The sequence below is a fragment of the Paraburkholderia sp. MM5482-R2 genome (assembly GCF_050436125.1).
Taxonomy (GTDB): domain Bacteria; phylum Pseudomonadota; class Gammaproteobacteria; order Burkholderiales; family Burkholderiaceae; genus Paraburkholderia; species Paraburkholderia tuberum.
Genome location: NZ_JBNDLP010000002.1, coordinates 3,157,925 through 3,180,689, shown reverse-complemented (window position 1 = coordinate 3,180,689; position 22,765 = coordinate 3,157,925). Strand labels below are relative to the sequence as shown.

The following is a 22,765-nucleotide window of genomic DNA, read 5'->3' as shown; positions in this document are numbered from 1 at the left end:
CGCGCAGGCTTCAGATATTAGCGTAGCACCTTGCCCGGATTCATCAGGTTCAACGGATCGAGCGCCTGCTTGATCGCGCGCATCATCCGCACCTCGACGTCCTGCTTGTAGCGGGCGGCTTCGTCGATCTTCAACTGGCCGAGTCCGTGTTCCGCGCTGATGCTGCCGCGATGCGCATCGACGCTGTCGTAGACGATCCGGTTGATCGGGCTCTGGTACTGCCGCAGAAACGCCTTCGCATCGACGCCCTCGGGCGCCTGCACGTTGTAGTGCAGATTGCCGTCGCCGAGATGGCCGAACGTGACCATGCGCGCGCCCGGCGCGGCTTGCGCGATTGCCGCATCGGTCGTTTCGATGAAGTGGCCGATGCGTGAAATCGGCACCGCGATGTCGTGCTTGATGTTCAGGCCCTCCTCGGCCTGGGCGAGCGGAATGTGCTCGCGCAGATTCCAGAACGCGCGAGACTGCGCGAGGTTTTCCGCCACCACGGCGTCTTCCACGAGACCTTGTTCGAGCGCGGTTTCCATCAGCCCCTCGAACAGCGTGCGCGCGTGCACTTCGCTTTCGCTGTCCGACAGTTCGAGCAGCACGACCTGCGCATGCGGTTCGGCGAACGGATAACGCATCTGGTCGAAATGCCGGCCGACGAGGCGCAGGCAGAAATCCGACATCAGTTCGAAGCCGGTCAGGAGCGGCCCGGCGACGCGTTGCGTGAGCGCGAGAAAATCGAGCGCCGCATGCGGCGATGCGAGCGCGGCGAGCGCGGTGACGCGCGCGGCCGGCTGCGGATGCAGCTTGAGCACCGCCGCGGTGATCAGGCCGAGCGTGCCTTCCGCGCCGATGAACAGGTCCCGCAGATCGTAGCCGGTGTTGTCCTTGCGCAGCCCGCGCAAGCCGTCCCACAGTTCGCCTTGCGGCGTCACCACTTCGAGGCCGAGGCATAGCTCGCGCGAGTTGCCATAGCGCAGCACGCCGGTGCCGCCCGCATTGGTCGACAGATTGCCGCCGATCGTGCAGCTGCCTTCGGCGGCGAGGCTCAGCGCAAACAGACGCCCGGCCGCTTCGGCGTGCTTCTGCACGTCGGCGAGGATCACGCCGGCTTCGACCGTGATCGTGTTGTTGTGCGGATCGATGTCGCGCACGCGATTCAGGCGGCGCAGGCTGATGACCGCCTGCGCGCCGCTCGCGTCGGGTGTCGCGCCGCCCGCGAGGCCGGTGTTGCCGCCCTGCGGCACCAGCGCGACGCAATGTTCGACCGCGTGCCTGACGAGCGCGGCGGCTTCCGCGGACGTGGCCGGGCACAGCACCGCGCAGGCCGCGCCGGTGTAGCGGCGGCGCCAGTCGGTCAGAAAGGGAGCCGTGTCGTGCGGATCGGTCAGTACGTAAGTCGCGCCGATGGCGTCGCGGCAGGCGGCGAGAAAAGCGGTGTGGGTCATGTGGATCGGTTGACGGTGTTGGGGCCTGGGCGTCAGGCGGGCGGGGTCGGTTCGCTGGCGGCTTGCTGTGCAGCCTGCTTTGCAGCCTGTTTCGCAGCTCGTTTCGCCGCGCGCTTGAACGGTCCGACATACGCGAGTGCGCAGGTGAAGAAGATCATGGCGAGCGCCGCTTGAAGCCAGCCGAGCCGCGCGCTCAAGCCATGATCGCTCCAGCCACGCACGACGCCTTCGGCGAAATACAGCAGGATCAGCATCGACGCCCATTGCATCGTGTAAAGCCGACGTCGCCACACGCCCGGCAACGCGCAGAGTAGCGGCAACGCTTTCAGCACGAGCAGCGAGCCGCCAGAGCGCAACGGCGCGAGCCACCATTCCCATGCGACGGCAAGCACGATCATCGAGACCAGTGTGAAAGCGGCGACGAGCGCGGCGGCAGCTTTGGGTTGCACGGGCACGACGGTCGTAGATGCCGACGCGTTGGCCGCGAGGCTTGCGGGCGCCGCGTTCGCGTGGCCCCCGGAGTTCGTGGCCGCGAGTTCAGCGCCACCCGCGTCACGACGGGCGTCGTCGCGTTCGGTGGGTTGCGGATCCGGTTCGTTCACGGCTTTACGCTCACGGCCTTTCGGACATCGACGCCGCCGTGCGCCCAACGCGCGCACCAAGCGCAATCGCCAGCGTCCGTTCGTCGGCGGAGATGCCATGGCCGGTCGTGCCCGCGCGCGCGTAATGCGACGCGCCGTACGGCGTGCCGCCGCGTCTGCGTGGTGGACAGCGCGCTCTCCGTGTATGGAATGCCGACGATCAGCATGCCGTGATGGAGCAGCGGCAGCATCATCGACAGCAGCGTGGATTCCTGGCCGCCGTGCAGGCTGCCGGTCGACGTGAACACGCAGGCCGGCTTGCCCGACAGTGCACCGGATAGCCACTGCGGCGTGGTGCCGTCGAGAAAGTATTTGAGCGCGGCAGCCATGTTGCCGAAGCGGGTCGGCGAACCGAGCGCGAGGCCCGCGCATTCTTCGAGGTCGCGCAGCTCGACGTACGGTGGTCCTTCGGCGGGAATGTCCGGCTCGCTCGCCTCGCAAACCGTGGAAACCGCCGGCACGGTGCGCACGCGCGCCTGCATGCCGGGGACGCTGTCGACGCCGTGCGCGATCGCCAGCGCGAGCTCGCGGGTGGCGCCGTGACGGCTGTAATAAAGCACGAGAATGTCTTTCATAGGCCTCATCATTGAACGGGTATTATAGGGGTTCGGTCAGTTGCACAGGCCGCTCATAGCCGTTCGGCCAGCAGCTTCGGCCAAACGCCGCGCGGAGTTCCCGCAGTCCCGGTTTGACGGTTCAGCAAGCAAGGAGGCAGGTTTGTTGGTTAGGGTGCGTTTCGATCTCGACACGCTCAAACGGCTCGCGCAATTCGCGGCGCAACGCATCGGCGAGGACCGGATTCCGCAGGTCGCGGGCAGCCTGACGTTCACGACGATGCTCGCGCTCGTGCCGCTCGCCACCGTCGCGTTTGCGCTGTTCACCGCGTTTCCGATCTTCAGCTCGTTCCAGGCGTCGCTGCAGTTTTTTCTTGCCGACCACCTGATGCCCGCGCAACTGAACGATCAGATCTTCAAGTATCTGAACCAGTTCGCATCGAAGGCCAAAGGGCTGACCACGATCGGCATGATCATCCTGTTCGTCACCGCGGTGATGACGATGATGACCGTCGAGTCCGCCTTCAATGTGATCTGGCGCGTGCGCAAGGCGCGGCCCGTCGCGCAGCGCATTCTCGTGTACTGGGCGATCATCACGCTCGGTCCGATCCTGATCGGCGTGAGCCTGTCCATCTCGTCGTATGTGTTCACGCAATCGATGTCGTTTAGCGCCGCGCAGCGCATCACACCGCTGATCGAATGGGCGCTCGCGAGCGCCTCGCTGCCGTTCACGATGCTCGCGTTCACGATCCTTTACGTTTATCTGCCGAACTGCCGTGTCGAATGGCGCGACGCGGTGGTCGGCGGCGTGATCGCCGCGGTCGCGTTCGAGCTCGCCAAGCGCGGCTTCGGCTACTACGTGCGCCGTATTCCGACCTATACGGCGGTGTACGGCGCGTTCGCCGCGGTGCCGCTGTTCCTGTTGTGGATGTACCTGTGCTGGTTCATCACGCTGACCGGCGCGATGATCGCATCGGCGTTGCCGGCGATTCGCATCGGTCAGTTTCACCGCCCTGTGTTCGATGGCAGCAATCTGTTCGATTCGCTCGAATTGCTCGCGCGGCTGTGCGAGGCGCGTGAGGGCGGCAGACGCGGCTACACGATGCCCGAGCTTGCCCGGATGCTTCGCCGCGACAAGGATACGACGCTGATGCTGTTGCAGCGTCTCGAGGAAATCGAGTGGATCGCGCGGCTGGAGGAGGACCATACCGGCCCGCACTTCGTGCTCCTCGCGAACCCGGCGCAGGTGACCGTGCAGCGGCTGTACGACCTGTTCGTGATCGACCGCGCGGAGCTTACGTATCAGCTCGAACTCGACTCCACACGCGTGGACGGCGGCATGCTGCTCGCCGCGCTCGACAACGACCAGCTGAAGGTGACGCTCGCCGCGTTGCTCGCCTCGCGCGCGGCGGCACGGGCGGCGCGACCCGACGATGGCGAGCGCGCGGCGGCTTCGATGCCGCACCAGGCAGCGTGATAGGGCGGCCATACTTCGAGCCGCCCCGATAAAACTACAACGAAATCTTCCCCACGCAGATGTCCTTGAACATCACCCAGTCGCCCATCAGGCTGTAAAACGGATGACGGAAGGTGGCAGGCCGGTTCTTTTCGAAGAAGAAATGGCCGACCCACGCGAAGCCGTAGCCGCACACCACGGCCGCCGGCAACCATAGCCAGTCGCCGGTGGCGAGCGCCATCGCGAGGCAACCAATGACGCCGAGCGAGCCGACGAAATGCAGCCGCCGCGACACGAGATTGCGATGCTCGCTCAGGTAGTACGGATAAAACTCCGCGAAGTTCGCGAAGTGATCGGTATGTGCTGTATGAGCCATGACGGCCTCCGGAGGCTGAAAAAGACAGCTTCAATCATTCTCCGGCGATCGCCTGCCTGGCGCAACCTGGCCATTCGGCAGATGGCGCGGCGGGTTCGGCGTGGGTATCGTGGTCGTTCGGCAGTGATTCGGTGGCGATTCGCAACGGCATTCCCGACGGCCGCCCGCGGAGCACCGAGGCGCGCGGCGAGCGGCCATCGCGCGCCCCATCAGCGCGCTTCATGCGGCGGCCGCGAAGCGAAGCCATAGAGCGCATCGAGCGTCGCGTCGGGTTGCTCGGTCATCAACGCGTGGCCCGCATCGAGCGTGACGGTGTCGACCGGCGTGCCCGCCTGCGCGAGCGCATCGGCAAGCGCTTTCGCCGCGCGCGGCGGCGTCATCGCATCGCGCCGGCCAACGATCAGGCGCGTGGCGCAACGCACCTGCGCCGCGCGAGCGTGGCCGTCCGCATAGGTATGGCAGGCGGTGAAGTCGGTGTGGAACAGATGCGGCTCGCCCCCGGCGGACACGTGCTCCATCAGCCGCTGGTTCATGCCGTGCAGCCAGAAACCGGGGCCGGGGCACGAGGGCTTCGCGGCGAGCGTCGAATGCGACCACTGGTTGACCATGGCGATTGCCTCGGGCTCGCGATTGAGCGCGGCGTCGAGCAGCGCGTCGGAGACCGTCATCGGCAGCGCGGTGGCGAGCAGCGCAAGATGCGTTGCGCGCTGCGGATAGCGGCCGGCGAAGTCGAGCGCGATCAGCGAGCCCATGCTGTGACCGGCGACGAACGCACGCGTGACGCCCACGGCGTCGAGCAGCGCAGCGAGCCAGTCGGCCAGCGCGGCGATGCTGGCGAGCGCGGGGCCGGCGCTGCGTCGGTGGCCCGGCAGATCGACCGCGAGCACGCCGAAGCCGTGATGCGCGAAGTAGCGGCTTTGCAGCGCCCACACGCTGTGATCGTGCTCGGCACCGTGGATGAACACGGCGGTTGGCAGGCTCGCGTCGAAGGGTTTGCCGCCGGTGTAGGCGTAGGCCGGTTTGCCTTGAACGGTGACGATCATGCGGACTCCGGGCGGGCGGGGGTGCTCGTGGCGGCGGGCGCGGCAGTGGCGGTCTGTTGCGAGGCGCTGCTCGGCGTTGCGGTACGACCGCCGCTCGCCGCTTGCGCGGTTTTTTGCGCGGCCTTCAGCGCGCGCTTGAGATCGTCGATCAGGTCATCCGGATCTTCGAGCCCGATCGACAGGCGGATCGTGCCTTCGGTGATACCGGCCGCGGCGAGCGCGGCGGCATCCATGCGGAAGTGCGTCGTCGATGCCGGGTGAATCACCAGCGAGCGCGCGTCGCCGACGTTCGCGAGGTGCGAGAAGAGCGTGAGCGCTTCGATGAAGGCGCGCCCGGCCGCGCGGTCGCCGCGCAGGTTGAAGCTGAACACGGCGCCCGCGCCGCGCGGTAGCATCCGCCTGGCGAGCGCGTGGTCGGGATGCGTCGGCAACTCGGGATAGGCGACCGATTCGACCGCCGCATGACCGGCGAGAAACTCGACCACGCGCCGTGTGTTGACGACGTGACGCTCCATGCGCAACGGCAGTGTCTCGATGCCTTGCAGCAGCTGCCACGCGGCCTGCGGATGCAGGCACGCGCCGAAGTCGCGCAAGCCTTCCCGACGCGCGCGCAGCAGGAACGGCGCGACGGTGCTTTCCTCGGCGAATACCATGCCGTGGAAACCGTCGTACGGCTCGGTAAATTCGGGAAAGCGGCCGGAAGCCTCGAAGTCGAACGTGCCGCCGTCGACCAGCACCCCGCCGATCGTCGTGCCGTGGCCGCCGAGAAACTTGGTCGCCGAGTGGTAGACGAAGTCGGCGCCGTGCTCGAAGGGGCGCAGCAGGTAGGGCGTCGTGAAGGTCGAGTCGACCAGCAACGGCAGGCGGTGCGCGTGCGCGATCTGTGCGAGTGCGGCGATGTCGAGCACGTCGAGGCCCGGATTGCCGAGCGTTTCGCCGAATAGCAGGCGCGTGTTGGGGCGCAGCGCGGCGCGCCACGCGTCGAGGTCGCCGGGCTTGACGAAGGTCGTCTCGATACCGAAGCGTCGCAGCGTGTAATGCAGCAGATTGTGCGAGCCGCCGTACAGCGCGCTCGACGCGACAATGTGCGAACCCGCGCCCATCAGCGTCGCGATCGCCAGATGCAGCGCGGCCTGGCCGCTCGCGGTGCCGATCGCGCCGGCGCCGTTTTCGAGCGCGGCGACGCGCTCCTCGAACACGGCGACGGTCGGATTCGAGATGCGCGAGTAGACGTGGCCGGCGCGCTCCATGTTGAACAGCGCGGCGGCATGATCCGAGTCGCGGAACGAAAACGACGTGGTCTGGTAGATCGGCGTCGCACGCGCGCCGGTGGCAGGGTCCGGGGCTGCGCCGGCGTGCAGCGCAAGCGTATCGAAACGGTTGGCGGACATCGTGGGCGGCGGGCCGTGAGCGGCCTCGCGAAAGATCGGGGTGGGCGGCCATCCTACCATTGGCGCGCGCCGCTTCAAGCGCGGTTTTCCCGCGGGTTCCTGCGGCTCGTGCCGGGAGCGGGGCATGCTCGCAATCTGGAAGTCAGACGAATTCGAGTCTCCGAAGCCCGCCGCGCCTTGGCTGGCGGGCCGCTTTCCTTTTTTGGGCCTTTCCGATAGGATCGAAAAAACATTTCATGCACTGCAAGATTGGCGGTATCAGGAGATAGATCATGCGAGTCAGCGACATTCTTAAAGTCAAGGGCAATACCCTTTTTACGGTCACGCCGGATACCACGCTGCATGACGCCGTCAATACCATGGCCGAGCACGACATCGGCTCGCTCGTCGTGATGGAGTACGGCGACCTCGTCGGCATGCTGACGTTTCGCGAAATCATTCTGACCTTGAGCGAGAACGGCGGCAGCGTCGGCACCTCGACGATCCGCAAGGTGATGGACGACCATCCGCTCACCTGCACGCCCGAAACCGACGTCAACGAAGTGCGCCGCATGATGCTCGAGCATCACGTGCGCTATCTGCCCGTCATGGAAAGCCGCACGCTGATGGGCGTCATCTCGTTTTACGACGTCGCGAAGGCGGTGGTCGAGGAGCAGGGGTTCGAGAACCGCATGCTGAAGGCCTATATCCGCGACTGGCCGGAAGAGCAGGAAGGACAGGACCAGCAGCCGGCGCGTTGATGCGCGTGGCTCGAAGGTCGCGCTCCGGCCGTCGCCGCGAGCGCGAATCCGCCGACAGGGCGCGCGCGCAAGCGGGCGCTTTTTTTGTGTCTGGAGCTGGTGCGGACGGATTGCGGCAGCCGCGTGCGCGAGTCGCGGCGATCCGCTTGCCGGCCGTGCCGCCCGCGTCATCGCCATTTTTCCGCGCCGTTCTCCTGACTTCATGAACGATCGTCCGTTGCCCGCTGCCCGCCGCGCCGCTCGCGCGCACGAAGCGCACGAATCCCAGTTCCGCCTGCTCGGCCAGCGCCGCTTCGCGCCGTTCTTCTGGACACAGTTTCTCGGCGCGATGAACGACAACGTGTTCAAGATCGGCTTCACGTCGCTCGTCACGTATCAGGCGGCGCGGTTTTCGGGCGTCGACCCGAAAACCGCGGCGTTCCTGATCTCCGCGATTTTCATTCTGCCTTTCGTGCTGTTTTCGGCCACTTCCGGCCAGATCGCGGACAAGTACGACAAAGCGTTGCTCACGCGCCTCGTCAAGACCTTCGAGATCGCGGTGATGCTGGTCGGCGGCGCGGGGTTCTGGCTGCATGGCGCGCCGTTGCTGTACCTGTGCACGTTCCTGATGGGCGTGCATTCGACGGTATTCGGGCCGGTCAAGTACTCGTATCTGCCGCAGCATCTGTCGCAGGCGGAGCTGGTCGGCGGCAATGGCATGGTCGAGATGGGCACCTTCGTCGCGATCCTGATCGGCACGATCGTCGGCGGCGCGGGCGCGGGGTTCGCCGAGCATGGCGCGGTGGTGCTCGCTTGCGCGTGTATCGCGATCGCGCTGATCGGGCGCGCCGTGTCGGGCTTCGTGCCGGCTACGCCCGCGCCGCAGCCCGGGTTGCGCATCAACTGGAACCCGGTCAGCGAAACGTGGCGCAATCTGAAGCTCGCGCGCGAAAACCGCACGGTGTTTCTTGGTCTGCTCGGCATTTCGTGGCTGTGGTTCGTCGGCGCGACGTTCCTCGCGTCGTTCTTCAACTTCGCGAAGGACGTGCTGTCCGCCGATCCCGACGTCGTGACCGTGCTGCTCGCCACGTTTTCGATCGGCATCGGCATCGGCTCGCTGTTGTGCGAACGGCTCTCGAAGCGGCGGATCGAAGTCGGCCTCGTGCCGCTCGGCTCGATCGGCATGAGCGTGTTCGCGATCGATCTTTTTTTCGCGAGCCACGCGCTGCCGCCGGCGGGGCATCTGCTCAGCGTTGGCGAATTTCTCGCGCGGCTAGCGCATTGGCGCGTGCTCGCCGATCTGTTCCTGCTCGCGATGTTCGGCGGCTTTTACAGCGTGCCGCTGTATGCGCTGATCCAGAGTCGTAGTCAGCCGAGCCATCGCGCGCGCATCATCGCCGCGAACAACATCCTCAATTCGCTGTTCATGATCGTGTCGGCGCTGATGGCGGTGGGCCTGACCGCCGCGGGCTTCAGTATTCCGGCGATCTTCCTCGTCACCGCGCTTCTGAATGTGGTCGTCGCGGGCTACATCTATTCGCTCGTGCCGGAGTTCCTGCTGCGCTTCATCGCGTGGCTGCTCGTGCATACGTTCTACCGGATCCGGCTCGTGCACGCGGAGCGGATTCCGGAGCAGGGCGCGGCGGTGCTCGTGTGCAACCACGTCAGTTTCGTCGATGCGATCGTCATCATGGCCGAAAGCCCGCGGCCGATCCGCTTCGTGATGGACCACCAGATCTTCCGCTCGCCGTTCGTCGGCTGGCTGTTCCGGCACGCGAAGGCGATTCCGATCGCGTCCGCGCATCAGGACGCGGCGCTGCTCGCGCGTGCGTACGACCTGTGCGCGCAGGCGCTCGCGGACGGCGAACTCGTCTGCATCTTTCCCGAAGGGAAGCTGACGCGTACCGGCGAGCTGAATCCGTTTCGCCACGGCGTCGCCGAGATCGTCAGGCGGACGCCGGCGCCCGTCATTCCGATGGCGCTGCGCGGGCTGTGGGGCAGCGTGTTTTCGCGCGCGGTGGACGCAACCTGGCCGCGGCCGATCAGCAAAGGTGTGATGAGCCGGCTGAGCCTCGCCGTCGGCGAGCCGATCGACCCGGCGCTCGCGACGCCGGAGACGCTGCAGCGGATCGTGACCGAGCTGCGCGGCGCCCGCAAGTAGCCGTGGGCCGGTGCGCGGACGCCGAGATGGCGGGCTCGCCCACCATCACCCGCTTTCGGCCGAGTGCGCCCTGGCCGATCGGCCATCGCCGTCGCCAGGCCCGGCTTCGAGACGAGCGGACTGGCATAATAGCGTTCTCCCCGTATTTCTTTGGACGACGCTCATGTCCGGCAACACGCTCGGTACGCTTTTCACTGTCACGACCTTCGGCGAATCGCACGGCCCCGCTATCGGCTGCGTGATCGACGGCTGCCCGCCGGGCATGGCGCTCAACGAAGCCGACATCCAGTTCGAACTCGATCGCCGCAAGCCGGGCACGTCGCGCCACGTGACGCAGCGCCAGGAAGAAGACAAGGTCGAGATCCTCTCGGGCGTGTTCGAAGGTCAAACCACCGGCGCGCCAATTGCGCTGCTGATCCGCAATACCGACCAGCGCAGCAAGGACTACGGCAACATCGCGGAAACGTTCCGCCCCGGCCACGCCGACTACACGTACTGGCAAAAGTACGGCATTCGCGATTACCGCGGTGGCGGCCGCTCGTCGGCACGGCTGACGGCGCCGGCGGTCGCGGCGGGCGCGGTCGCGAAGAAGTGGCTGCGCGAGAAGTTCGGCACCGAAATTCGCGGCTATATGGCCGCGCTCGGCGAGATCGACGTGCCGTTCGTCGATTGGGCGCAGGTGCGCGAAAACCCGTTTTTCGTGCCGAATGCGGAGATCGTTCCGCAACTCGAGGCGTATATGGACGCGCTGCGCAAGGACGGTGATTCGATCGGCGCGCGCATCAACGTGGTTGCCTCCGGTGCGCCGGTCGGCCTCGGCGAGCCGCTGTTCGACCGCCTCGACGCCGACATCGCGCACGCGATGATGGGCATCAACGCGGTGAAGGGCGTCGAGATCGGCGCCGGCTTCGCGAGCGTCGCGCAACGCGGCTCGGTGCATGGCGACGAGCTGACGCCGGAAGGTTTCGTCGGCAATCACGCGGGCGGTGTGCTCGGCGGTATTTCGACGGGGCAGGACATCACGGTGTCGATCGCGATCAAGCCGACGTCGAGCATTCGCACGCCGCGCCGTTCGATCGACAAGGCGGGGAACCCCGCGATCGTCGAGACCTTCGGGCGGCACGACCCCTGCGTCGGCATTCGTGCGACGCCGATCGCCGAGTCGATGCTTGCGCTCGTGCTGATCGATCACGCGCTGCGCCATCGCGCGCAATGCGGCGATGTGGCCGTGAGCACGCCGAAGATCGCGGCGAGCGCGCCGTAATCCTGACGCGGTCCCGCGATTGGCGGCGAACGAGCCGCCATAAAAAAGAATAGGGAAGGGGACCAACGAAACGCGCAAGAATGCGCGCAGACGAAAGCGCGAGCGCGCTATCGGAATTTGCCTGCGCGACGCTGCCGGTTATCGGGCAGCGCCGCACAGGCAGACGGCACATCAATCACATATTCGGATAGTTCGGACCGCCACCGCCTTCCGGCGTGACCCACACGATATTCTGCGTCGGGTCCTTGATATCGCAGGTCTTGCAGTGCACGCAGTTCTGCGCATTGATGACGAGCCGCTCGCTGCCATCGTCGTTCTTCACGAACTCGTACACTGCAGCGGGGCAATAACGCGCCTCCGGTCCCGCGTAGGTCTGCCAGTTCACGTTGACCGGCACGGTCGGATCCTTCAGCGTCAGGTGCGCCGGCTGATTTTCCTCGTGATTCGTGTTCGAGATGAACACCGAGGACAGCCGGTCGAACGTCAGCTTGCCGTCCGGCTTCGGATACGTGATCGGCTTGCACTGCGAAGCCGGCTTCAGCATTTCATGATCGGAATGCTGATGATGCAGCGTCCACGGCACGTTGCCGCCGAGCAGCTTCTGCTCGAGACCGACCATCAGCGTGCCAAGGTAGAGACCCTTGCTCATCCACTGCTTGAAGTTACGCGCGCGATACAGCTCGGTGTAGAGCCACGACGTCTTGAACGCTTCCGGGTAGGCGCTCAGTTCGTCCGACTGACGGCCGGCCTGGACGGCGTCGAACGCGGCATCGGCGGCGAGCATGCCGGTCTTGATCGCGGCGTGCGAACCCTTGATGCGCGACGCGTTCAGGAAGCCCGCGTCGTCGCCGACCAGCGCACCGCCCGGGAACACCAGCTTCGGCAACGACATCAGGCCGCCCGCGGTGATCGCGCGCGCGCCGTAGGACACGCGCTTGCCGCCTTCGAGAATCGCGCGGATCGCCGGATGCGTCTTGTAGCGCTGGAATTCCTCGAACGGCGACAGATACGGATTCGAATAGCCGAGGCCGACCACGAAGCCGACCACGACCTGGTTGTTGTCCATGTGGTAGAGGAACGAGCCGCCGTACGTGTCGTTTTCGAGCGGCCAGCCGGCCGTGTGCATCACCAGACCCGGCTTGTGCCTGGCGGGATCGATCTCCCACAGCTCCTTGATACCGATGCCGTACACCTGCGGATCGACGCCGTCGCGCAGCTTGAACTTCTCGTTCAGCTGGCGGCCGAGGTGGCCGCGCGCGCCTTCGCAGAACAGCGTGTACTTCGCGTGCAGCTCCATGCCGAGCTGGAAGTTGTCGGTCGGTTCGCCGTCCTTGCCGATGCCGAGGTTGCCGGTCGCGACGCCCTTGACCGAGCCGTCGTCGTTGTAGAGCACTTCGGCCGCCGGAAAGCCCGGGAATATCTCGACGCCGAGCGCCTCGGCCTGCTGACCCAGCCAGCGCGTCACGTTCGCGAGGCTGATCACGTAGTTGCCGTGATTCTTGAAATTGTCCGGCAGCGCCCAGGTCGGCACGCTCTTCGAACCGGTTTCCGTCAGGAACAGGAAGCGGTCTTCGGTCACGTCGACCGTCAGCGGCGCGCCTTTTTCCTTCCAGTCCGGGATCAGCTCGGTCAGCGCGCGCGGGTCCATCACCGCGCCCGACAGAATATGGGCCCCGATCTCAGAGCCTTTTTCGAGTACGCACACGCCAATGTCAGCGCCTCGTTCGGCGGCGCGCTGCTTCAGGCGAATGGCCGCCGACAGGCCCGCAGGGCCGCCGCCGACGATGACGACGTCATACTCCATCGACTCGCGCGGGCCGTACTGCTCAATGAGACTTGCGGGGGTCATTGATGCTCCTCTTACCGTTAGAATGCTTTTTTCGGGTTCGTATTGTGGGCGATCGATTCCCGCGCCGCAACCCGAAATCCGCAGATTAGCACGACCGTACTATTTCATGATACGGTATAGACCCTTAGTCGGGTCCTACCGAACCCGTCAACCGCAGTTGTCACCACAACCGAACAAGGAAAGACAATGGGCCGTTCGATCAATCTGGAAGGCAAGGTCGCGCTGATTACGGGCGCCTCGAGCGGGCTGGGCAAGCGCTTCGCGCAGGTGCTGTCGCAGGCGGGCGCGAAGGTCGTGCTGGCGAGCCGACGTACCGAGCGGCTCAAGGAGCTGCGCGCGGAAATCGAGGCGTCCGGCGGCGCCGCGCACGTCGTGTCGCTCGACGTGACCGACTATCAGAGCATCAAGTCGGCGGTCGCGCATGCGGAGACCGAGGCCGGCACCATCGATATCCTCGTCAACAACTCGGGCGTGTCGACCACGCAGAAGCTGTCCGAGGTCACGCCGGCGGACTTCGAATACGTGTTCGACACGAATACGCGCGGCGCGTTTTTCGTGGCGCAGGAAGTCGCCAAGCGCATGATCATGCGCGGCAACAACGCGCAGAAGCCGTCGTACCGGATCATCAACATCGCGTCGATGGCGGGCTTGCGCGTGCTGCCGCAAATCGGCCTGTATTCGATGAGCAAGGCCGCGGTCGTCCACATGACGAAGGCGATGGCGCTCGAGTGGGGCAAGCACGGTATCAATGTGAACGCGATCTGCCCCGGGTATATCGACACCGAGATCAACCATCACCACTGGTCGACCGATCAGGGGCAGAAACTCGTGGCGATGCTGCCGCGTCATCGGGTCGGCAAGCCGGAGGACCTCGATGGGCTGCTCCTGCTGCTCGCGGCGGATGAATCGCAGTTCATCAACGGCTCGGTGATCGTCGCCGACGACGGCTTCGGACTCGCGTGAGCGGGTCGTCCAAAATTTCAAAAGTCAGGCAGAAAAAGGAAGAACGGAAGTACGGAATGAGCGATTTTCACGCAGTTTTCGAAATGACGATGCCGATCCGCTGGGGCGACATGGACGCCTTCGGTCACGTCAACAACACGGTTTATTTCCGCTACATGGAGCAGGTGCGGATTTCCTGGTTCGAGCACATGGACTTTGTCGGCCAGCGCGCGCACGGGCAGGGGCCGGTGATCGTCAATGCGTCGATGGAGTTTCTGAAGCAGCTGCACTATCCGGGCGACGTGATCGGCCGGATGTCGGTGGCGACACCGGGGCGCAGCAGCTTCGATACGGCTTTCGAGCTCCTGCGCGCCGATGAGCCGGATACGCTCTATGCGCGAGGCGCCGCGCGATGCGTGTGGATCGACTACGCGGCGGGCAAGTCGGTGCCGGTGCCTGACGTACTGCGCGCGGCCATCGAGAGCGCGGCGCTCGTCAAGGCGGCCTGAGCGCGCGGCTTGACAGCGCTGTCGCGCGCTTCAAACGCCCTCTCTCAATCCCCGAGCAGCCGCTGCAACAGCTCCGTCGCATTGCCCGTATCGTATTTGCGCATGAGCCGCGCGCGGTAGACGTCGACCGTGCGCGGGCTGATGTCGAGCACGCGGCCGATCTGCTTGCTGGTCTTGCCCGTCACCAGTTGCGCGGCGATTTCGCGCTCGCGTGGCGTCAGTTCCACCGCGACCCGCCGGGTTGCGCTCAAATCCTCGAAAGTCCAGACACCCGCCGCGTGCGGGTCGGTGCGCTGCTGCGCTCGGCCCGTCACGTGACACCAGAACAGCTCGCCGTTCGCGCGCTTCATGATCCGGTCGTCCGCGTAGCTGCCTTGCGCGGTCATGATCGGCGGAATGCGCGCGCCGATCCGCTCGAACTCATCCGCCGATGGATACAACACCTGGAACGACTGACCGATCAGCGCGTTGCGCGCGTAGCCGAATATCGACGCTAGCTCGTCGTTGCAGTCTTCGATGGTCCGCTCGCGGGACAGCACGAGTCCGATCGGCGCGAGGTGAAACGCAGTGCGGTAATCCAGGGCGGGCATGGGCGGGCGGCAAGTACTTATGTATTTTTGCGTATTGTGCCGCATGGCGGGCTCAGCGTACTCTTTCGGGCGGATGACAACGCGGCTCAAGCCGCGGATGACTAGAATGACGTAGCGGTATCGTGAGGCGACGTGAAGTTCACCCGTTGCGATATCAGCCGCAATGATCCGGCGGCCTGCGTACACGTTTCGGGTTTCCATAAAGGAAGGGACATACAGATGAACAAGGTCTATCCAGGCGCCGCCGAGGCGCTGAAGGACATCGTCAAGGACGGGCAGACGTTCGCCGTCGGCGGCTTCGGGCTGTGCGGCATTCCTGAGGCGCTGATCGCTGCGCTGCGCGATTCGAAGGTGCAGGGCATCACCTGCATCAGCAACAACGCGGGCGTCGACGGTTTCGGCCTCGGCCTGCTGCTCGAGACGCGTCAGATCAAGAAAATGATCTCGTCGTACGTTGGCGAAAACAAGGAGTTCGAGCGCCAGTACCTGGCCGGCGAACTCGAGCTCGAATTCACGCCGCAAGGCACGCTCGCCGAGAAGCTGCGCGCGGGCGGCTCGGGCATCCCGGCGTTTTTCACGAACACCGGCTACGGCACGCAGATCGCCGAGGGCAAGGAAACCCGCCAGTTCGGCGAGAACCACTACGTGCTCGAACATTCGCTGACCGCCGATGTCGCGCTCGTCAAGGCATGGAAGGCCGACAAGGCCGGCAACCTGATCTATCGCCGCACCGCGCGCAACTTCAATCCGATGTGCGCGATGGCGGGCCGCATCACCGTCGCGGAAGTCGAAGAGATCGTCGAAGTGGGCGAGCTCGATCCGGACGCGATCCATACGCCTGGCATCTTCGTGCAGCGCATCGTGCTGAATGCGCATCCGGAAAAACGCATCGAACAACGCGTCGTCCGCGCGAAAGGAGACTGATCATGGCATGGACTCGTGACGAAATGGCCGCGCGCGCGGCGAAGGAACTGCAGGACGGCTTTTACGTGAACCTCGGCATCGGCTTGCCGACGCTGGTCGCGAACCACGTGCCGGCGGGCGTCGAAGTGTGGCTGCAGTCGGAGAACGGTCTGCTCGGTATCGGCCCGTCGCCGACCGAAGACGAAGTCGACGCCGACCTGATCAACGCCGGCAAGCAAACGGTGACGACGCTGCCCGGTTCGTCGATTTTCTCTTCGGCGGATTCGTTCGCGATGATTCGCGGCGGCCACATCAATCTCGCGATTCTCGGTGCGATGCAGATCAGCAGGAAGGGCGATCTCGCGAACTGGATGATCCCGGGCAAGATGATCAAGGGCATGGGCGGCGCGATGGACCTGGTCGCGGGCGTCAAGCGCGTGGTCGTGCTGATGGAGCACGTCGCGAAGGGCGATCAGCACAAGATCCTCGAAGAATGCACGCTGCCGCTGACGGGCGTGGGTGTGGTCGACGAGATCATCACCGATCTCGGCGTGATCGAAGTGACCGAAAACGGCTTGAAAGTGACCGAACTCGCGCCGGGTGTGAGCGTCGACGAAATCAAGGCGAAAACCGGCGCGCCGCTCGATGTGAGCGCGGTGAGCTGACGCCGCTTGAAACGCCGCTGCGCGCGTCGGCGCGACCGCGCGGCGGCAACGGTGTGTTCCGGACGGGCGAGACGTGAGTCTCGCCCGTTCTGTTTTTGGCGCGCGGCGGCGGATGCGCCGGACGGTTGGATCGACCTTCCTAAGCCTTCTGGCCGATGCTTGCCGGGCGACGAAGCGGTTTACAATCGTTCGCAGCCCAATCCGCAGCGTTTTTGCAAGGACACCAGATGACCGCAACGACTTCCGCTTTCACCACCGGGCGGCCCGCGCCGCGTCAACGTTACGTGCGGTGCGCGAGCGCTGCCGGCCTGCATCGCGTCGCCTATACCGAGTGGGGCGACCCGGACAATCCGCGCGTGTTGCTGTGCGTGCACGGACTCACGCGATCGGGGCGCGATTTCGACCGCCTCGCCGCCAACTTCGCGGACACCTATCGCGTGGTGTGCCCGGACGTGGTTGGCCGGGGCTTGTCGTCGTGGCTCGCGAACCCCAACTTATACGCGGTGCCGCAGTACGTCGCCGACATGGTCACACTGATCGCGCGGCTCGACGTCGACACCGTCGACTGGTTCGGCACCTCAATGGGCGGCCTGATCGGCATGGGGCTCGCCGGCCTGCCGGACACGCCGATCCGCAAGCTGCTGCTGAACGACGTCGGGCCGCATCTGGAGCCGGTCGCGGTCAAGCGCATCGGCGATTACCTTGGCAAGCCCGCACGCTTCGAAACGCTGCAGCAGGGCGTTGACTATGCCGCGCAGCTCGCGCAGAGCTTCGGACCGCTGACTCCGGACGAATGGCGCGAAATCAATACGCCGTTGCTGCGCGAAGAGGACGGCGCATGGGTGCTGCGCTATGACCCGCGCATCGCGCAGCCGTTCGCGGCGGTCACCGAGGAAGCGGCGAAGCTCGGCGAGGCGGCGCTGTGGCATTCGCTCGCGTCGTTCCAGGGGCCGGTGCTGGTGGTGCGCGGCGAGCAGTCGGATTTGCTGTCGCGTGAAACGGTCGCGAAGATGGTGTCGACCGCGCGTGCCGCATCGAGCGTGGAGATCGCCGGCGTCGGGCATGCGCCGGCGTTCCTGGCGGCGGACCAGATCGCGCTCGCGAGGGAGTTCTTCATCGGTTAGGCCGCGAACGCGTCATAATATTGAGTTCCGCATGACGATTTCATCGGCAGTGTCGTGTGGGACGTAGTTCGATTAACCCCTCAGCTCAGGACTTTTCATGGCAGTCATTCGTTATCACGTCGGCAAGCGTCTCTCGGAAATGGCCGTGCACAACGGCACGGTGTACCTCGCGGGTCAGATCGCCGAAGACGACGATCAGGACATCGCCGGCCAGACGCGCGAAGTGCTCGGCCACATCGACCGTCTGCTCGCCGAAGCGAACAGCGACAAGTCGCTGTTGCTGTCGGTGCAGATCTATATCTCGGACATGGCGCATTTCGCCGGCATGAACGCCGTGTGGGACGAGTGGGTCGCGCAGGGCGACACGCCGCCGCGCGCGACCGTCGAGGCAAAGCTTGCGAATCCGAAGTGCCTCGTCGAAATCGTCGTGATCGCGGCGCAGCGCAACTGAGTCGCGGCCGTCCGGCAGCACCGTGGTTGATTTTCCGTTGAATCGTCTGGCCCGGCGGGCCGTCGCACCATGAACACCGATACCGTTCCGAGCGCGCCTCATCCCCATCGTTCCTTCGACGAAGCGATGGCGTTCGTGCGCGAACATGCGGGCGAGGTGCGGCTGTCGTCGGGCGAATTGCTCGCGGATCACGCGGCGGGCACCGCGTCGATCATGCGCAAGCTCAACGTCGATCCGCCGGCGGTGCTGGCCGCTGCGCTGTTTGCGCTGACACCGCATCTGCGCGATCCGGAGCGCGTGATCGCCGACGACTTCGGCGAAGAAGTCGCCCAACTGGTCGGCGACGTACGCAAGCTGCTGCGGCTCGGCACGGTCAGTTTGCGCGCGGCGCAAAACGCGATGCCCGAGGCCGGGCGTGACGCGCAGGCTGCGCGCCGCGTGCAGGTCGAGGCGCTGCGCAAAATGCTGCTCGCGTTCGCGCAGGACATTCGCGTCGTGCTGATCCGCCTCGCGTCGCGGCTGCAAACGCTGCGTTATTACGCGGCCGCGAAGCTCACGCCGTCGCCCGACGTCGCACGCGAAACGCTCGATATCTACGCGCCGCTCGCGAACCGCCTCGGCATCTGGCAATTGAAGTGGGAGCTCGAGGACCTCGCGTTCCGTTTCGAGGAGCCGGACACCTACAAGCGCATCGCGAAACTGCTCGACGAGAAGCGCGTCGAGCGCGAGAGCTATGTCGCGCAGGCGATCGAACGCCTGCAGCAGGAGCTGGCCGCCGCGCATATCCGCGCGGAAGTGAGCGGTCGGCCGAAGCATATCTACAGCATCTGGCGCAAGATGCGCGGCAAGGAGCTGGACTTCGCCGAGTTGTACGACGTGCGCGCGTTTCGCGTGATCGTGCCGGACATCAAGGACTGCTACACCGTGCTCGGCATCGTGCACAACCTGTGGCAGCCGGTGCCGAAGGAGTTCGACGATTACATCTCCCGGCCGAAGCCGAACGGCTACAAGTCGCTGCACACCGTCGTGATCGGCGACGACGGCCGCGCGTTCGAAGTGCAGATCCGCACGCAGGAAATGCATCGCTTCGCCGAATACGGCGTGGCCGCGCACTGGCGCTACAAGGAAGCGGGCGCGCGCGGCTATGGCGGCACGTTCACCGCGAGCGAGAAATACGACGAGAAGATCGCCTGGCTGCGACAGTTGCTCGCGTGGAAGGACGAGGTCTCCGAGGGCGAGCATGGCGAAGCGGGCTCGGCACAGCCGTGGGAGCAGTTGCGCCAGGCCACGCTCGACGACGATCACATCTACGTGCTGACGCCGCAGGCGCGCGTGATTCCGTTGCCGCACGGCGCGACGCCGATCGACTTCGCGTTTCACCTGCACAGCGAGCTTGGGCATCGTTGCCGCGGCGCGCGCGTCGACGGCGCGATGGTGCCGCTCAACACGCCGCTGCAGAACGGCCAGACGGTCGAGATCGTGGCGGTGAAGGAGGGCGGTCCGTCGCGCGACTGGCTTAATCCGCAACTTGGCTATCTGCAAAGCCCGCGCGCGCGGCAGAAGGTGCGCGCATGGTTCAACGCGGTGGAGTTACAGGAGCACATCGCGAACGGTCGCGCGATGGTTGAAAAAACCCTGCAGCGCGAAGGCAAGACCTCGGTCAATCTCGATCAACTGGCCGCGCGGCTCGGTTTCAAGACCACCGACGACCTGTTCTCCGTGGTCGGCAAGGAGGAGTTCAGTCTGAGGCTCGTCGAGCAGGCGTTGCACGATGCGCCGCCGCCCGAGCCCGAGGTCGATGCGCCGGAGAAGTTCGAGAAACGCAGCAGCGGCGCGAGCGTCGCGCGCGGCGCATCCACGGGGGTGCTGGTGGTCGGCGTCGATGCGTTGCTCACCCAGCTCGCGCGCTGCTGCCGGCCGGCGCCGCCCGACGACATCTGCGGATTCGTTACGCGAGGCAAGGGCATGTCGGTTCATCGCAGCGACTGCGCGACGTTCCGCCGGATGGCGGAGCGCGCGCCGGAGCGCGTGCTTCAGACGGCGTGGTCGGCGGACGTGATGAGCGGCCGCGGCCATTCCGTCTACCCGGTCGACCTCAGCATCGAGGCGACGGACCGGCAAGGTCTGCTGCGCGATATCTCCGAAGTATTCGCGCGGGAAAAGATGAACGTGATCGGCGTAAAGACGCAATCGCGCCGCAATGCCGCGTTCATGCAATTTACCGTCGAGGTGTCGAGCTCCGCGCAGATTCAGCGCGCGTGCACGCTGCTGGGCGAGATCACGGGTGTCGTGCGCGCGACGCGCAAGAACTGAGGCGCGGGCGGTTGGAAAAAGCCCTGCTAGTGGCGCGACGGACTAAAGTCGCTGCATAAAAGTACTTGCCAAGCCGCGCTATACTCCATATACTCTCGTCTCTTCAGGCTCGTAGCTCAGCTGGTTAGAGCACCACCTTGACATGGTGGGGGTCGTTGGTTCGAGTCCAATCGAGCCTACCAACGAAAATGAAATTCCGGCCTCGCTGGGGTTTCGCAAACTGCAGTAAGCGCTTTGAGCGCAAAAAGGCGAATACGGTTATGACACCGCGAACGTTGACCGAAACCACTTCGGAACGACGCTAGTCGAGGACCACTTTCGCCAGTGAAGTTTGCATAAAATGTGAATGCGGCCCCTCGAAAGCGGGGCCGCATTTTTTTTATCTTTTTGACCCTGGTTGTATGTGCCGCCGCCGGTCGGCACCACGGAGAACGCAATGGTTTCGATACGTTTGCCTGACGGTTCTGTTCGACAGTACGAGCATCCGGTGACCGTCGCCGAAGTGGCCGCCTCGATCGGCCCCGGTCTCGCGAAAGCCGCGCTCGGCGGCAAGATCGACGGGGAGCTGGTCGATACGTCCATGCTGATCGATCACGACGTGGCGCTCGCCATCGTCACGGAGAAGGACGCAGACGGTCTCGATATCATCCGCCACTCGACGGCACACCTGCTCGCGTACGCGGTGAAGGATCTGTACCCGGAAGCGCAGGTCACGATCGGCCCGGTCATCGACAACGGTTTCTATTACGACTTCTCCTATAACCGTCCTTTCACGCCGGAAGATCTCGAAAAGATCGAAAAGCGCATGCAGGAACTCTCGAAGAGGGATGAGCCGGTGTCGCGTCGCGTGGTGTCCCGCGACGAAGCGGTCGAGTACTTCAAGAGCATCGGTGAAAAGTACAAGGCCGAGATCATCGAATCGATCCCCGCTAGCGACGAAATCAAACTGTACTCGCATGGCGGCTTCACGGACCTGTGCCGCGGCCCCCACGTGCCGTCCACCGGCAAGCTGAAGGTCTTCAAGCTGATGAAAGTCGCGGGCGCGTACTGGCGTGGCGACTCGAAGAACGAGCAGCTGCAGCGCATTTACGGCACGGCCTGGACGAAGAAGGAAGACCAGGAAGCGTATCTCCACATGCTCGAAGAAGCCGAGAAGCGCGACCATCGCAAGCTTGGTAAGCAGCTCGACCTGTTCCACATGCAGGACGAGTCGCCGGGCATGGTGTTCTGGCATCCGCGCGGCTGGACGCTGTGGCAGCAAGTCGAGCAGTACATGCGCCGTCGCGTGAACGACGCCGGCTACCTGGAAATCAAGACGCCATTGATCATGGACCGCTCGCTGTGGGAAGCTTCGGGCCACTGGCAGAACTATCGTGAAAACATGTTCACGACGGAATCGGAAAAGCGTGACTACGCGATCAAGCCGATGAACTGCCCCGGTCACGTGCAGGTGTTCAATCACGGTCTGCGCTCGTATCGCGATCTGCCGCTGCGTTACGCGGAGTTCGGTTCGTGCCATCGCAACGAATCGTCGGGCGCGCTGCATGGACTGATGCGTGTGCGCGGCTTCGTGCAGGACGACGCGCATATTTTCTGTACCGAAGATCAGTTCATCAGCGAATCGATCGCGTTCAACACGCTGGCAATGAGCGTCTACCGCGACTTCGGCTTTGATAGCGTCGAGATCAAGCTGTCACTGCGCCCGGATGCGCGCGCCGGCACCGACGAAACTTGGGATCGCGCGGAGCAGGGACTGCGCGATGCGCTGACGGCCTGCGGCGTCACGTGGGAAGAGTTGCCCGGCGAGGGTGCATTCTACGGCCCGAAGGTCGAGTATCACATCAAGGACGCGCTCGGCCGCTCGTGGCAGTGCGGTACGCTGCAGCTCGACATGGTGTTGCCGGAGCGGCTGGGTGCCGAATACGTTGCCGAAGACAACAGTCGCCGTCGCCCGATCATGCTGCACCGGGCGATCGTCGGATCGATGGAGCGTTTCCTCGGGATTCTGATCGAGCACCATGCTGGTGCAATGCCCGCTTGGCTCGCGCCGATGCAGGTCGTAGTGATGAATATTGCGGAAAGTCAGGCCGAATACGCGCAGGCGCTAGCCCAATCGTTGCAAAAACAAGGGGTTAGAGTCGAGGCCGATTTGCGCAACGAGAAGATTAGCTATAAAATACGCGAGCACACGCTGGAAAAGGTCCCCTACCTGTTGGTGGTCGGCGACAAGGAGCGTGAAGCGCAAACGGTAGCCGTGCGTGCCCGTGGTGGTGTCGATATGGGTGTAATGCCTGTTGACGCCTTCATTGAGCGTCTGCGCCAGGACGTGCAGTCGTTCAACTGAGCCACTTGGTACCCGGCTCGTTTTTTTTAATTTT

Annotated in this window: 19 protein-coding genes, 1 tRNA gene and 1 pseudogene; 13 read left to right on the top strand and 8 right to left on the bottom strand. The window is 64.8% G+C overall.

The features are described 5' to 3' along the window. Positions 1–17 precede the first annotated feature (17 nt). The 3 genes and pseudogenes from OKW37_RS17430 to wrbA form a co-directional block, all read right to left on the bottom strand. Entirely contained in the window at positions 18–1,436 is a 1,419-nt protein-coding gene (locus tag OKW37_RS17430) for an FAD-binding oxidoreductase (RefSeq protein WP_429405037.1), read from the bottom strand. A gap of 32 nt (positions 1,437–1,468) precedes the next feature. Next, complete coding sequence (locus OKW37_RS17425; protein ID WP_429355848.1) at positions 1,469–2,038, bottom strand: DUF2069 domain-containing protein; 570 nt, start codon at positions 2,036–2,038, stop codon at positions 1,469–1,471. Positions 2,039–2,048: 10 nt separating this feature from the next. Continuing rightward, a pseudogene (gene wrbA, locus OKW37_RS17420) lies at positions 2,049–2,652 on the bottom strand (NAD(P)H:quinone oxidoreductase). Between the two features lie 142 nt (positions 2,653–2,794). On the opposite strand from wrbA, the gene OKW37_RS17415 reads away from it, so the two are divergent. Continuing rightward, complete coding sequence (locus OKW37_RS17415; protein ID WP_429405039.1) at positions 2,795–4,108, top strand: YihY family inner membrane protein; 1,314 nt, start codon at positions 2,795–2,797, stop codon at positions 4,106–4,108. A gap of 34 nt (positions 4,109–4,142) precedes the next feature. On the opposite strand, the gene OKW37_RS17410 is transcribed toward OKW37_RS17415, so the two are convergent. The 3 genes from OKW37_RS17410 to OKW37_RS17400 form a co-directional block, all read right to left on the bottom strand. Further along, positions 4,143–4,463, bottom strand: a complete 321-nt coding sequence (locus tag OKW37_RS17410; protein ID WP_184006183.1) for an Mpo1-like protein — start codon at positions 4,461–4,463, stop codon at positions 4,143–4,145. 209 nt (positions 4,464–4,672) lie between these two features. Continuing rightward, on the bottom strand, positions 4,673–5,506 hold the full coding sequence (locus OKW37_RS17405) for an alpha/beta fold hydrolase (RefSeq protein WP_184063652.1): 834 nt from the start codon (positions 5,504–5,506) through the stop codon (positions 4,673–4,675). Then, the gene (locus tag OKW37_RS17400) at positions 5,503–6,897 is read right to left on the bottom strand and encodes an O-acetylhomoserine aminocarboxypropyltransferase (protein ID WP_429405043.1); all 1,395 of its coding nucleotides are present in this window, start codon (positions 6,895–6,897) and stop codon (positions 5,503–5,505) included. Before OKW37_RS17400 ends, OKW37_RS17405 begins: the two co-directional genes overlap by 4 nt. A 272-nt stretch (positions 6,898–7,169) precedes the next feature. On the opposite strand from OKW37_RS17400, the gene OKW37_RS17395 reads away from it, so the two are divergent. The 3 genes from OKW37_RS17395 (at position 7,170) to aroC (ending at position 11,041) form a co-directional block, all read left to right on the top strand. Then, entirely contained in the window at positions 7,170–7,637 is a 468-nt protein-coding gene (locus OKW37_RS17395) for a CBS domain-containing protein (protein WP_018421164.1), read from the top strand. A 202-nt stretch (positions 7,638–7,839) separates the two neighbouring features. Beyond that, on the top strand, positions 7,840–9,777 hold the full coding sequence (locus tag OKW37_RS17390) for an MFS transporter (protein ID WP_429405045.1): 1,938 nt from the start codon (positions 7,840–7,842) through the stop codon (positions 9,775–9,777). A 163-nt stretch (positions 9,778–9,940) separates the two neighbouring features. Then, a complete protein-coding gene (gene aroC / locus OKW37_RS17385; protein WP_429405047.1) occupies positions 9,941–11,041 on the top strand; it encodes a chorismate synthase in 1,101 nt (366 codons plus the stop codon). Between the two features lie 175 nt (positions 11,042–11,216). Here aroC and OKW37_RS17380 read toward each other — a convergent pair whose 3' ends face one another. Beyond that, positions 11,217–12,890: an electron transfer flavoprotein-ubiquinone oxidoreductase gene (locus tag OKW37_RS17380; RefSeq protein WP_429405049.1), complete on the bottom strand. Its 1,674-nt coding sequence runs from the start codon at positions 12,888–12,890 to the stop codon at positions 11,217–11,219. A gap of 186 nt (positions 12,891–13,076) precedes the next feature. On the opposite strand from OKW37_RS17380, the gene OKW37_RS17375 reads away from it, so the two are divergent. Both OKW37_RS17375 and OKW37_RS17370 read left to right on the top strand, forming a co-directional pair. Then, positions 13,077–13,853 (top strand): SDR family oxidoreductase, encoded by a 777-nt coding sequence (locus tag OKW37_RS17375; RefSeq protein ID WP_018421159.1) that lies wholly within the window; start codon positions 13,077–13,079, stop codon positions 13,851–13,853. A gap of 56 nt (positions 13,854–13,909) precedes the next feature. Beyond that, the gene (locus OKW37_RS17370; RefSeq protein ID WP_090800991.1) at positions 13,910–14,341 is read left to right on the top strand and encodes an acyl-CoA thioesterase; all 432 of its coding nucleotides are present in this window, start codon (positions 13,910–13,912) and stop codon (positions 14,339–14,341) included. 44 nt (positions 14,342–14,385) lie between these two features. Here the strand turns inward: OKW37_RS17370 and OKW37_RS17365 are convergent, their stop codons facing one another. Continuing rightward, positions 14,386–14,931 carry a LuxR C-terminal-related transcriptional regulator gene (locus OKW37_RS17365; protein ID WP_429489587.1) on the bottom strand — a complete coding sequence of 182 codons (546 nt, stop codon included), beginning with the start codon at positions 14,929–14,931 and terminating at the stop codon, positions 14,386–14,388. A 219-nt stretch (positions 14,932–15,150) separates the two neighbouring features. On the opposite strand from OKW37_RS17365, the gene OKW37_RS17360 reads away from it, so the two are divergent. The 7 genes from OKW37_RS17360 (at position 15,151) to thrS (ending at position 22,731) form a co-directional block, all read left to right on the top strand. Next, positions 15,151–15,855: a CoA transferase subunit A gene (locus tag OKW37_RS17360; protein ID WP_090800989.1), complete on the top strand. Its 705-nt coding sequence runs from the start codon at positions 15,151–15,153 to the stop codon at positions 15,853–15,855. Positions 15,856–15,857: 2 nt separating this feature from the next. Beyond that, the gene (locus OKW37_RS17355; RefSeq protein ID WP_184021841.1) at positions 15,858–16,499 is read left to right on the top strand and encodes a CoA transferase subunit B; all 642 of its coding nucleotides are present in this window, start codon (positions 15,858–15,860) and stop codon (positions 16,497–16,499) included. Positions 16,500–16,726: 227 nt separating this feature from the next. After that, positions 16,727–17,623, top strand: coding sequence for an alpha/beta fold hydrolase (locus OKW37_RS17350; protein ID WP_429405052.1), 897 nt, complete (start codon positions 16,727–16,729; stop codon positions 17,621–17,623). 97 nt (positions 17,624–17,720) lie between these two features. Beyond that, positions 17,721–18,074, top strand: a complete 354-nt coding sequence (locus OKW37_RS17345) for a RidA family protein (protein ID WP_184021856.1) — start codon at positions 17,721–17,723, stop codon at positions 18,072–18,074. 69 nt (positions 18,075–18,143) lie between these two features. After that, positions 18,144–20,387: a RelA/SpoT family protein gene (locus OKW37_RS17340; protein WP_184063682.1), complete on the top strand. Its 2,244-nt coding sequence runs from the start codon at positions 18,144–18,146 to the stop codon at positions 20,385–20,387. A gap of 105 nt (positions 20,388–20,492) precedes the next feature. Continuing rightward, positions 20,493–20,569 (top strand) — tRNA-Val (locus tag OKW37_RS17335). 254 nt (positions 20,570–20,823) lie between these two features. Next, positions 20,824–22,731 (top strand): threonine--tRNA ligase, encoded by a 1,908-nt coding sequence (gene thrS / locus OKW37_RS17330; RefSeq protein WP_184063685.1) that lies wholly within the window; start codon positions 20,824–20,826, stop codon positions 22,729–22,731. The last annotated feature ends 34 nt before the right edge of the window (positions 22,732–22,765 follow it).

Bases quoted from the DNA above. Each gene is read 5' to 3' on its own strand.
- OKW37_RS17430 (WP_429405037.1), bottom strand. From the start codon at position 1,436: ATGACCCACACCGCTTTTCTCGCCGCCTGCCGCGACGCCATCGGCGCG.
- OKW37_RS17410 (WP_184006183.1), bottom strand. From the start codon at position 4,463: ATGGCTCATACAGCACATACCGATCACTTCGCGAACTTCGCGGAGTTT.
- OKW37_RS17405 (WP_184063652.1), bottom strand. From the start codon at position 5,506: ATGATCGTCACCGTTCAAGGCAAACCGGCCTACGCCTACACCGGCGGC.
- OKW37_RS17400 (WP_429405043.1), bottom strand. From the start codon at position 6,897: ATGTCCGCCAACCGTTTCGATACGCTTGCGCTGCACGCCGGCGCAGCC.
- OKW37_RS17395 (WP_018421164.1), top strand. From the start codon at position 7,170: ATGCGAGTCAGCGACATTCTTAAAGTCAAGGGCAATACCCTTTTTACG.
- OKW37_RS17390 (WP_429405045.1), top strand. From the start codon at position 7,840: ATGAACGATCGTCCGTTGCCCGCTGCCCGCCGCGCCGCTCGCGCGCAC.
- aroC (WP_429405047.1), top strand. From the start codon at position 9,941: ATGTCCGGCAACACGCTCGGTACGCTTTTCACTGTCACGACCTTCGGC.
- OKW37_RS17380 (WP_429405049.1), bottom strand. From the start codon at position 12,890: ATGACCCCCGCAAGTCTCATTGAGCAGTACGGCCCGCGCGAGTCGATG.
- OKW37_RS17375 (WP_018421159.1), top strand. From the start codon at position 13,077: ATGGGCCGTTCGATCAATCTGGAAGGCAAGGTCGCGCTGATTACGGGC.
- OKW37_RS17370 (WP_090800991.1), top strand. From the start codon at position 13,910: ATGAGCGATTTTCACGCAGTTTTCGAAATGACGATGCCGATCCGCTGG.
- OKW37_RS17365 (WP_429489587.1), bottom strand. From the start codon at position 14,931: ATGCCCGCCCTGGATTACCGCACTGCGTTTCACCTCGCGCCGATCGGA.
- OKW37_RS17360 (WP_090800989.1), top strand. From the start codon at position 15,151: ATGAACAAGGTCTATCCAGGCGCCGCCGAGGCGCTGAAGGACATCGTC.
- OKW37_RS17355 (WP_184021841.1), top strand. From the start codon at position 15,858: ATGGCATGGACTCGTGACGAAATGGCCGCGCGCGCGGCGAAGGAACTG.
- OKW37_RS17350 (WP_429405052.1), top strand. From the start codon at position 16,727: ATGACCGCAACGACTTCCGCTTTCACCACCGGGCGGCCCGCGCCGCGT.
- OKW37_RS17345 (WP_184021856.1), top strand. From the start codon at position 17,721: ATGGCAGTCATTCGTTATCACGTCGGCAAGCGTCTCTCGGAAATGGCC.
- OKW37_RS17340 (WP_184063682.1), top strand. From the start codon at position 18,144: ATGAACACCGATACCGTTCCGAGCGCGCCTCATCCCCATCGTTCCTTC.
- thrS (WP_184063685.1), top strand. From the start codon at position 20,824: ATGGTTTCGATACGTTTGCCTGACGGTTCTGTTCGACAGTACGAGCAT.